Origin of the sequence: Shewanella sp. (assembly GCF_047975355.1) — a bacterium.
GTDB lineage: Bacteria > Pseudomonadota > Gammaproteobacteria > Enterobacterales > Shewanellaceae > Shewanella.
Genome location: NZ_JBKEDJ010000033.1, coordinates 42926 through 52564, shown reverse-complemented (window position 1 = coordinate 52564; position 9639 = coordinate 42926). Strand labels below are relative to the sequence as shown.

12 protein-coding genes, 1 tRNA gene and 1 rRNA gene are annotated in these 9639 nt (G+C 49.9%); 6 read left to right on the top strand and 8 right to left on the bottom strand.

Annotated features, from left to right (window positions below; all coding sequences use genetic code 11):
* The 3 genes from rrf to ACK5NH_RS11140 all read left to right on the top strand — a co-directional run.
* Window positions 1-114 (top strand): 5S ribosomal RNA (gene rrf / locus ACK5NH_RS11150); the annotation flags it as partial.
* A 36-nt stretch (window positions 115-150) separates the two neighbouring features.
* Window positions 151-227, top strand: a tRNA-Asp gene (locus ACK5NH_RS11145).
* A gap of 214 nt (window positions 228-441) precedes the next feature.
* Entirely contained in the window at window positions 442-954 is a 513-nt protein-coding gene (locus ACK5NH_RS11140) for a DUF1993 domain-containing protein (RefSeq protein ID WP_416920118.1), read from the top strand.
* Between the two features lie 33 nt (window positions 955-987).
* Here the strand turns inward: ACK5NH_RS11140 and ACK5NH_RS11135 are convergent, their stop codons facing one another.
* From ACK5NH_RS11135 to ACK5NH_RS11110, 6 genes are read right to left on the bottom strand one after another with little or no spacing between them, the layout of a single operon-like run.
* Window positions 988-2304: a sensor histidine kinase gene (locus ACK5NH_RS11135; protein ID WP_416920116.1), complete on the bottom strand. Its 1317-nt coding sequence runs from the start codon at window positions 2302-2304 to the stop codon at window positions 988-990.
* Window positions 2305-2306: 2 nt separating this feature from the next.
* Entirely contained in the window at window positions 2307-2969 is a 663-nt protein-coding gene (locus tag ACK5NH_RS11130) for a winged helix-turn-helix domain-containing protein (protein WP_416920114.1), read from the bottom strand.
* Entirely contained in the window at window positions 2969-3235 is a 267-nt protein-coding gene (locus ACK5NH_RS11125; RefSeq protein WP_416920112.1) for a PepSY domain-containing protein, read from the bottom strand. The genes ACK5NH_RS11130 and ACK5NH_RS11125 overlap by 1 nt, the downstream gene beginning before the upstream one ends.
* Window positions 3228-3791, bottom strand: a complete 564-nt coding sequence (locus ACK5NH_RS11120; RefSeq protein ID WP_416920110.1) for a diacylglycerol kinase — start codon at window positions 3789-3791, stop codon at window positions 3228-3230. The genes ACK5NH_RS11125 and ACK5NH_RS11120 overlap by 8 nt, the downstream gene beginning before the upstream one ends.
* A gap of 47 nt (window positions 3792-3838) precedes the next feature.
* Window positions 3839-4273, bottom strand: coding sequence for a DUF1924 domain-containing protein (locus ACK5NH_RS11115; RefSeq protein ID WP_416920108.1), 435 nt, complete (start codon window positions 4271-4273; stop codon window positions 3839-3841).
* Between the two features lie 33 nt (window positions 4274-4306).
* On the bottom strand, window positions 4307-4903 hold the full coding sequence (locus ACK5NH_RS11110; protein WP_416920106.1) for a cytochrome b/b6 domain-containing protein: 597 nt from the start codon (window positions 4901-4903) through the stop codon (window positions 4307-4309).
* A gap of 206 nt (window positions 4904-5109) precedes the next feature.
* Here ACK5NH_RS11110 and ACK5NH_RS11105 point away from each other — a divergent pair, with 206 nt between their 5' ends.
* Complete coding sequence (locus tag ACK5NH_RS11105) at window positions 5110-5532, top strand: DUF2809 domain-containing protein (protein ID WP_416920103.1); 423 nt, start codon at window positions 5110-5112, stop codon at window positions 5530-5532.
* A 28-nt stretch (window positions 5533-5560) separates the two neighbouring features.
* Window positions 5561-6049, top strand: coding sequence for a hypothetical protein (locus ACK5NH_RS11100; RefSeq protein WP_416920101.1), 489 nt, complete (start codon window positions 5561-5563; stop codon window positions 6047-6049).
* On the opposite strand, the gene ACK5NH_RS11095 is transcribed toward ACK5NH_RS11100, so the two are convergent.
* Window positions 6046-6963 carry a LysR family transcriptional regulator gene (locus tag ACK5NH_RS11095; RefSeq protein ID WP_416920099.1) on the bottom strand — a complete coding sequence of 306 codons (918 nt, stop codon included), beginning with the start codon at window positions 6961-6963 and terminating at the stop codon, window positions 6046-6048. The two genes, ACK5NH_RS11100 and ACK5NH_RS11095, sit on opposite strands and share 4 nt — an antisense overlap.
* A gap of 137 nt (window positions 6964-7100) precedes the next feature.
* Between ACK5NH_RS11095 and ACK5NH_RS11090 the strand changes: the two genes are divergently transcribed.
* Window positions 7101-7862 carry an SDR family NAD(P)-dependent oxidoreductase gene (locus tag ACK5NH_RS11090; protein ID WP_011627507.1) on the top strand — a complete coding sequence of 254 codons (762 nt, stop codon included), beginning with the start codon at window positions 7101-7103 and terminating at the stop codon, window positions 7860-7862.
* 69 nt (window positions 7863-7931) lie between these two features.
* Here the strand turns inward: ACK5NH_RS11090 and ACK5NH_RS11085 are convergent, their stop codons facing one another.
* On the bottom strand, window positions 7932-9452 hold the full coding sequence (locus tag ACK5NH_RS11085; RefSeq protein ID WP_011621057.1) for an aldehyde dehydrogenase family protein: 1521 nt from the start codon (window positions 9450-9452) through the stop codon (window positions 7932-7934).
* Window positions 9453-9639 lie beyond the last annotated feature (187 nt).

The following is a 9639-nucleotide window of genomic DNA, read 5'->3' as shown; positions in this document are numbered from 1 at the left end:
TGGTGACAATAGCATTGTGGTCCCACCTGATCCCATCCCGAACTCAGAAGTGAAACGCAATCGCGCCGATGGTAGTGTGGGGTCTCCCCATGTGAGAGTAGGTCATCGCCAAGCGCCTAATTTAGCTTAATGTGCGAACGTTAAGTTAAAGGAGCGGTAGTTCAGTTGGTTAGAATACCGGCCTGTCACGCCGGGGGTCGCGGGTTCGAGTCCCGTCCGCTCCGCCAACATTAAGAGATAAGCCTCTGCAGCAATGCAGAGGCTTTTTTCGTTTAGGCTGCTTAAACATTTACTTTCCTGTCCTGTTTTATATCCATTAGCGCTGATGATTTAGCTAAAAATGAAATAAATCTTTATCTTGTCTTGTTGAAATCGCCTCTTTTGCCCCAAGATATTCTGAAGTGCTGCAATCTAGTGGCGTTTATCACAGGAGTTTATGTCATGCTTTATGATTTAACGGCTGTTCAATTTAGCAAAATGCTGAAAAACTTGAGTCTTATTCTGGAGAAGGGTGAGATTTTTGCCAACTTGAAGAAGGTGGATATGGCGGTATTATTGAATTCCCGCCTAGCACCCGATCAATTTAATCTGATCCGTCAGATCCAGATTGCCTGTGATACCGCTAAGATTGGGGTCGCGCGTCTGACAGGGAATTTAGAGACTGTGCCTAAGCATGATGATACTGAAACAACTCTGCCTGAGCTGCAGGCGCGTATTGCTTCTGTTATCGAGTACTTAAACCAATTTACTGAGGCGGATTTTGCCGATGCGGCGACAATCCATGTCTCCCAACCGCGTTGGGAAGGCAAGTATTTAACGGGTTATGAGTTTGCGATTGAACACGCTATCCCGAACTTATATTTCCATGTGACGACGGCCTATGCGATTCTGCGCCATAACGGTGTGGATGTGGGTAAGAAAGATTATCTTGGCCCTATGCCTTACAAGTCGTAATGCCCTGCGCACAGTAGACGTTCTGCTGTGCGTTTAATGCGGCTGAGGTAATATCACGCTAACCTTTAACCCGCCAAGTGTTGAATGCGTAAAGCTAAGTTCTCCCTGATAGCTCTCGACAATATCTTTGCAAATCGACAGGCCTAAGCCATGGCCTTGAATACTCTCATCGAGCCGAATCCCTCGCTCCGTAATCAGCGCTAAATCGCTATCGGATACGCCTTCGCCATCGTCGCTGACCACAATTTGATACGCCTGATTACTGGCATTGTCCTGCTTAATATAAAGCTGTATGTGTTGGTGCGCATGTTTACAGGCGTTGTCGAGCAGATTGCCAAGCAGTTCCAGTAAGTCGTCCCGATCGAAGGGCATGACCAGTGTTTTATCAAACTGACAACGGATTTGACGTTCTGGATAGATGCGTTGCATCACTTGGATAAGTGGCGGCAGATCGTCATTGAGCACGGTGAATCGCCCAGGGGTTGAAAGCCCGACGATTTTAGTGCGCTTAAGCTCTCGCTCAATAATATGGTGTAGATCCGTGAGTACCTTGCTGCCTTCGCATCTTTGCTCTGGCGCTAGGCTATCGAGATAGGATTGTAGCCCTTGCAGAGGGCGTTTCATTTCGTGGGCAAGATTGCCCAAGGCATTGCGTGAGCGTTGTACCCTTTGCCCCAGTTGGTTGATTAGGCGCTCGATTTCCTCAATCAAAGGGCTAATCTCTGTTGGCGTGTGCTGGGTATCGATTTCTTGCCCATGTAGTCGCATTTGTCTGATAGCGTCTGGCATTTGCTCAAGCGATTTAAAGCCGCGCTTGAGCAACAAACGCTGCGCAAATAGCAGGATCATAATGGTCAGTAGCACCACAACCGTCGCAAAGCCTAAAAAGCGTAGTTGGGTTTGCTCGAGTGAGCTAATGTCTTCCGTTACCCACAGGGTAATGGTTTGCCCATTTTTCACTATGGTCTGGCTGAACATCAGCCAGTGTTCCTGTCCCACGTATTGAGTAACCAGTTGCTGCTCTCCAACCTTGAGACTGGGGAGTGAAACGACATGATCAAACAGCGAGCGTGAACGTAATAACTGTTCACCAATGTTAATTGCAAAGTAGTGGCCCGAGTTGACCCTGTGATAGACATTGGGGAGTCGGTCTGCACTTAGTGACCAAGTGCCGTCGGCTTGCGGTTCTAGGGCGGAGATCAGGCTATCGGCATCATGTTGCAGGCGCGAGGCAACAAAGTCTTGGGTTAAGATTTGGATGCCTTGAAATAGTAAATACAGCAATAGCGCCATGGCGCAGGTGAGGGTGATAAGCAGGTTGCGGGTGAGATAAGCCTTGAGTGAATACACGCTTATGCATCCTTGAGTCGATAGCCTTGGCCGCGCCGCGTCTCGATATAATCTTTGCCAAGGCGTTGGCGGAGTCGGTTGACGTACACTTCAATCACATTGCTGTCTTTGATTTGTTCCTCTTCGTAAATGCGCTCACTTAACTCGGATTTGGACACAATCTTAGTTGGGTTGGCCATTAAATAATGCAGCAGGCGATACTCAATTTTAGTGAGCTCGATAACTTCTCCTTCGGCATTGGTCACCGCTTGTTTATCCACATCGAGGGAGACGCCTGCATGTTGCAGCAGATTATCGGCGCGGCCAAAGTGGCGGCGGATCAGCGCTTCTAATCTGGCTAGCAGCTCCTCAACATGGAAAGGTTTGCCGAGATAATCATCGGCGCCGGCCTTAAGGCCATCGACGCGTTCGTGCCAAGCATCGCGAGCCGTAAGAATTAACACTGGCATCAGCAGACCCTTTTGGCGCCATTGGCTCAGTACGCTTAAGCCCGGCTTACCGGGCAAGCCTAAATCGAGGATCACCGCTTCGAAGGCTTCTTCCTCACCAAGAAAGGCGCCATCGATGCCGTTATTGGCATGTTCAACCGTGTAGCCCGCCTTGTTAAGGGCGGGGATGAGGCGAGCCACTAAGTCGGAATCATCTTCAACCAAGAGTAAGCGCATTAGTCGACCTTTTCCTTAAGCCATTCACCCGTTTTGGCATCTATCTTAATCTCATAGACGATACCATCGTCACGCAGGACTTCGAGTTCATAGATGATGCGCCCGTGTTTTTGCTCGACCTCGAGGTCGAGCAGGCGTCCCTTAAGGCGCGACTCATAGCGTTGCATTATGGTGTCGAAGGGTAATACTTTACCCTCCTTCACCCATTCGACCACTTTGTTGGAGAGGTCTTCATCATGGGCTAGACAGCTTGGGCTGTTAATCATCCCAGCGGCCAAAGCCAGGAATATTAACGGTATCTTCATCGAATATGCCCTTCTCTGCGAGGTTGTGGCAATTGCTACATTGGCTGAATGAGCCGACCTTAGGGTTATCTTGCACCATGCGTCTTGGGATCTCATCGTGCTTACGGATAAAAAATGCCTGCTCGGTAATTTTTTGCGGCCCCATTCCGGCAATCAAAGGTTTGCTATTTTTCATCACCTTACCATTTTGCGTAGCATGTCGAACGAGATATTGCTCAATTCTAGCCGTTGCTTCAGGCGACAGACTGGCGTCATCACCAAAGTGGTTGCTTAGGTTGCTGGTAATTGCCTGCCACTTGTCGGCGGGCAGTAAATTTGCGGGATACGCCATATGGCAGCTGCCGCATTCTGCCGAGTACTCTGCATTTTGTGGAATGGCTTGATTCAGCTCGCGACCATCGTCGGCATAACCTGTGCTGGTAAAGGTTAAGCTAAGCCCTACGGCGCCTATCGCAAGGGCGAGGGCGGTGAGTGTGGTTCCGACAATCCAACTTAGGGGATGGGCTTGTTTAGTCATGGTATTTCCTTAGGTTTTACTGATTAAAATGGATGTTAATAAAGCCGTTATTGCAAACTCAGCCACAGCAGTACGTCGCCTTTTTCTTGAGGCGTGCACTCGCGTTTAAAGGTCCAGTTACAGTTGCGGGTAAACCATTTCTCAATCTTGGCAGCATCGGTTAAACGGTTACTGGTGAGCGACGGCGCCATGGCCTCGATGGGCTTTCGGGTGTTTTGATGCATACCTGGGTCTGTCACTTTGACGGTGTGGCAACTGGCACAGCTGCGATCCTCACTCTGCTGTAGCCACAGTGCTTGTCCTGCCGCGGCACTAAAGGGGCCTGCGCCTTGTGCTTGATATTGTTGCAGTTGTAAGCCGATTCGCTCGGCGCTGAGTGGCAAGCTGGCGACCTTGGTATTGGCGGTGCTGGCATTAACACTGCTGAGCAGTACCACAGTGAGTGTCAATCCCATCAGGCTTTTATTCAGGTTGTTGTTCATCTCTAACTCCTTTGAATGGTCGGATTGTGGTGGTTATTGATGTTCATCTTGTTGGATCAGCGGGCGCTGCTTTTTACCTGTCAGCATGGCTTTGACGAGGTTTTCTTTGTGCAGCAGGCTGCTGACGATCACGCCGCCGACATGGGTGACGATAAGAAACAGGCTGAAGTTGGCGAAAAACTCATGCACTTCCTTCAGTGTTCCCTCGGGCCAAGTGGCGAAAAAGCTTGTGGCCAGTGGACCTTGGCCATCGGTGGCATAAAGTGCCATGCCAGAGAAGCCCGTGAACCCTATACTGAGGAGCAGGGCGACTATCATGAGTGCGCCTGCGGGATTGTGGCCGATGTAATTCTTAGCCTTGCCCGTGAAGAGTTCCTTCAGGTAAGCCCATGCGATACTCGGACGGGTAACAAAGTTGATAAAACGCGCATGGTGAGTGCCAATCACGCCCCATAACAGGCGAAATACCAGCAGGGTTAAGATGCTGTAGCCAGCGTAACTGTGAATATTCATCCATTCGTCTTCACCTTCGGTGAGGTAGGCTAAGGTAAAAAAGCCCACCAATGACCAGTGAAAGATACGGATCAAGGGATCCCAGACTTTGATGTTTTGCTGCATATTTGAGGACATGATCTGTTGCTCCTTAGGTGGTGTACTTGCAGGCTACTAAAGCCAAACTTAAACGGCGCTTAAATTTTGCGGAGTGAACTTGTCTGGTGTTCTGATGAGCGAACTGAGTAAATAAGTGAGAAATCCATCGAACTAAGCTTGTTAAGATATTGGTATTCAGCTAGATTTTTCCGCTTCATCTTCGAGATGTAAGGGATTAACCGTTTATGCCAGTCCATCTTTTTAGCCGTCGGCCCGATCGAAAATCTTTTTTAATTTATGCGGTGTTGCTGTTTATCATCGAAGTGTTGATCGCGCGTTTTGCGCCTCCGGGGTTTATACGCGGTTTTGTCGGTGACGTGTTAGTGGTGATCCTGTTGTTTTGCATGGCGCGAACACTAGTGCCCGTGGTGAATGCAAAAGGGGAGTCAATCAATCGGTTTTGGCACACGCCATGGTTGGCACTGGCTGTGCTGCTGTTTGCCTTCGGTATCGAATTTGGTCAGTATTGGGGCTTAGTGGACAAGCTGGGGCTGGGCGGCAATCGCTTGGCGCGAATCGTGATTGGTAGCCATTTCGACCCACTCGACTTGCTAGCGTATTTTGTGGGATACCTGATATTGATGGGCTTGTATTGGAAGCGAAATTAGCGATTTCAAGGCACAGGGAGGATACAACATGCAGCCGATAACAGCCTTCACACTGCGAGTGTCCGATACCGAGGCGCTCACTCAGCCTTTGTATTTCAATCAACAAGCTACTGGCGCTAAGATTGCGGGAAGGCAGCTTGAGGCCCAGTACTGCTGCACTTTGCCCAATGGCACCCAAGGCTATTTACTGCTGACCTCCTACGATTGCCCCTTTGAAGAATCGACCGAGTGCAGCCTGCTCGATGCATCCTTTAAATTAGTGGCGAGTCGCAGCCTCTCGCAGAGCTATCATTCGTTTTTACTCTATGCCCATTGGCCAGTTGCGGATAATGGCCTGCGGCTGCATTACTACGATCAGTTAGTCTGGGATTTGCATATTCTGCCAAGCCGTTTAGGTAGGTTCGGCGGACCACGTCTCGAATTTAACCCCGTGGTCGAGCCTGAGAGCGATCCCCGCACGGCAAGCTCGTTGGCAGAATTGTCGCAGCGGTTAGCGAATATCGAGGCTGGCCGTTAACGCGATACTAAAAAAGGCGTCAGCAACTCGGTTAACCAAGCCATAAATACCTGAAGGCGTTTAGAAAGATGGCGTCTATGGGGATAGAGCAAGCTCACTGGCATTGAGGGCGCTGGGTAATCTGGCAAGATCTCTATCAGTTCGCCAGTTTGGAGATATTTTGCCACCCCAATATTCGGCGCTTGAATAATCCCTAAACCAGCCAGACAGGCCGCGCTGTAGGCATCGGCATTATTGACAGTGATTAGCTTAGGTAAGGCTAGGGCGCATAGTTCGTGATTATCTTGGCTTAGATACTCAAATCCTGAATCGCTACCGCCCAACTGGCCAACGTAGTGGATGAGCTTATGCCCTTGGCTAAGATCTTCTAAACTCGATGGTTTGCCGTAGTTTGCGATGTAGCTTGGGCTAGCGCAGTTCAGCATCTTAAAGTGGCCAATTTTTTTAGCGATAACGCCTTCTTGCTGCACGCTGCCTACGCGGATCACGCAGTCAAAACCTTCGGCGACGATATCGACCTTGCGGTCGGTACTGCTCAGCTCCAACTCAATTTGGGGATATTGCTCAATAAAGTCAGGAAGATGGGGAAGCACTAAGTTACGCGCAATCCCCGTGGACATATCGACTCTTAAGCGACCGGAAACTTGCGCCGCCTGCAGCTGGAAAAGGCTTTCTAGTTCTTGATAGTCGGTGAGCAAGTTTTTACAGCGCTCATAACAACTTATGCCATCTTGAGTGAGACGCACCGTGCGAGTGGTTCGTTGTAGTAAACGTGCGCCTAACGCGGTTTCGAACTGAGCTACCACATTCGACACATGGGTTTTCGACAGACCTAGGCTGATACTGGCTTGAGTAAAACTCTCTAATTCAGCCACCCGCATAAAAATTTGCATGGCTTGTAGTCTATCTTGCATCGCAATTGTTCTCTAATAGCTAACAGTCTTGCCATTTATAGTGTGTTTATCCCTCTTTGTGCAAGTAATAAGCTGTGTGCAGTGGAATCGCCATGCTGTGCGGCGGCATTAACATAGATGAATGAAGAGGATACACAATGAACACAACTCCCATCGCGCTGATCACCGGTGCAAGCCGTGGCTTAGGTAAAAATGCGGCCCTGACCTTAGCTGCACAAGGTGTTGATATTATTCTAACTTACCAAAGTAATGCTGCAGCGGCCGCCGAGGTGGTTGCGGAAATTGAATGGCACGGACGCAAGGCTGTTGCGTTACCGTTAGATGTGGGTGATAGCCAGTCCTTTAGCGATTTTTCTCAACGCGTTAAAACCGCACTCGAACAGACTTGGCAACGGGATAGTTTTAACTATCTAGTTAATAATGCTGGGATTGGTATTCATGTGCCCATGGCTGAAACCAGTATGGAGCAGTTCGATACCTTGATGAATATCCATGTCAAAGGGCCTTTCTTCTTAACTCAGGCATTGCTGCCTCTGCTTGCCGATAATGGCAGTATCATCAATGTCTCTACGGGGTTAACGCGCTTTGCTGTTCCGGGATTTGGTGCCTACGCCACCATGAAAGGCGCGGTCGAAACCATGACCAAATACTGGGCGAAAGAGCTTGGTCCACGCGGCATTCGCGTTAATGTGCTGGCTCCCGGTGCAATCGAAACGGATTTTGGTGGCGGTGCCGTTCGGGATAACCGACAGATGAATGAGTTTTTAGCGCAGCAAACGGCGTTGGGACGGGTGGGATTACCCGAGGATATTGGCGGTGCAATCAGTGTCTTGTTGTCACCCGCTGCGGCGTGGATAAACGCACAACGTATCGAGGCTTCTGGCGGTATGTTCTTATAGTTCAACTCGATAAAAATAAAGAAAGGGCCAATGGCCCTTTCTTGTTATCAAGGTAAGGTTTCAGCTCGGTTAGAAGAACCCGAGCGGATTGATATCGTAACTCACCAATAGGTTTTTGGTGTTTTGATAGTGATTGAGCATCATCTTGTGGGTTTCACGGCCGATGCCCGACTTCTTATAACCGCCAAAGGCCGCGTGGGCCGGATAGGCGTGGTAGCAGTTAATCCAAACGCGACCCGCTTGAATGCCGCGACCTAGACGCTGGGCGCGGTTCATGTCCCGAGTCCATACACCCGCACCAAGGCCGTATTCGGTATCGTTGGCAATTGCCAAGGCTTCGGCCTCATCCTTGAAGGTGGTGACCGAAATAACCGGACCGAAGATTTCCTCTTGGAAAATCCGCATCTTATTATGGCCTTTCATGATCGTTGGGCTGATGTAATAGCCTTTGCTTTGCTCGCCTTCGAGCTGGCAGAGCGAGCCGCCTAAGAGCACCTGCGCGCCTTCATCTTTACCAATCGCGAGATAGCTTAAGATCTTATCGAACTGTTCTTGGGAGGCCTGTGCGCCCACTTGGGTGGCGGTATCCAGCGGGTTGCCTTGCTTGATGGTTTGCGCACGGGCGAGCACTTTTTCGATAAAGCGATCGTAAATCGACTCTTGGATCAGCACCCTTGATGGGCAAGTACAGACTTCACCTTGGTTGAAGAAGGCTAACAACATGCCTTCGACGGCTTTATCTAAATACTCGTCTTCGTGGTCCATCACATCGGCGAAATACAGGTTAGGCGATTTACCGCCGAGTTCGACTGTCGATGGGATCAGCGATTCGGCGGCACATTTTAAGATGTGGTAACCGACTTCGGTGGAGCCAGTAAAGGCCAGTTTAGCGATGCGTTTGCTGGTGGCGAGGGCTTGACCCGCTTCGGCGCCAAAACCGTTGACGACGTTGAGGATGCCGGGCGGCAGCAGATCTTCAATCAGTTCAAGCAGCACAAGGATAGATACGGGCGTTTGCTCGGCGGGTTTGAGTACCACGCAGTTGCCCGCGGCGAGTGCGGGGGCGATTTTCCATGCCGCCATCAACAGTGGGAAGTTCCACGGAATGATTTGCCCGACGACACCCAATGGCTCTGGGAAGTGGTAGCTGACGGTGTTGCCATCGATATCGGCGGCGCTACCTTCCTGGGCTCGAATGCAGCCAGCGAAGTAACGGAAATGGTCGACAAACAGAGGTAAGTCGGCGTTGAGGGTTTCACGCACCGCTTTACCGTTTTCCCAGGTTTCGGCAACGGCTAAGTATTCAAGATTTTGCTCAACGCGATCGGCGATACGCAGCAGTAAATTCGCACGCTCGGTGACTGAGGTTTTGCCCCAAGCATCTTTAGCGGCGTGGGCAGCATCGAGCGCCAGTTCGATATCGCGGTAGTCGGAGCGGGGAATTTTACAGAAGTTTTGACCATTGACGGGGGAGCGATTATCGAAGTATTCGCCGTTGACTGGGGCGACCCATTTGCCACCGATAAAGTTGGCGTATTTTTCTTTAAAGTTAACGATGGCACCAGCGGTTCCGGGTTGAGCATAGATCATAGTGTTTTCCTTCTGTGATTACCGAAAACGCAAATTGTGCAGCGTCTCAGCAATGGGTCTTGTTGAAATGGGTTTAAGCACTGTTGTTATTTTTATCCTTTGCCAATCGAGTTGACTGACAAAGCTATTGATTAAGTTGCTGTTCTCTTACGCAACACTTGAGCGCTGCGTATAAACAGACATCGCA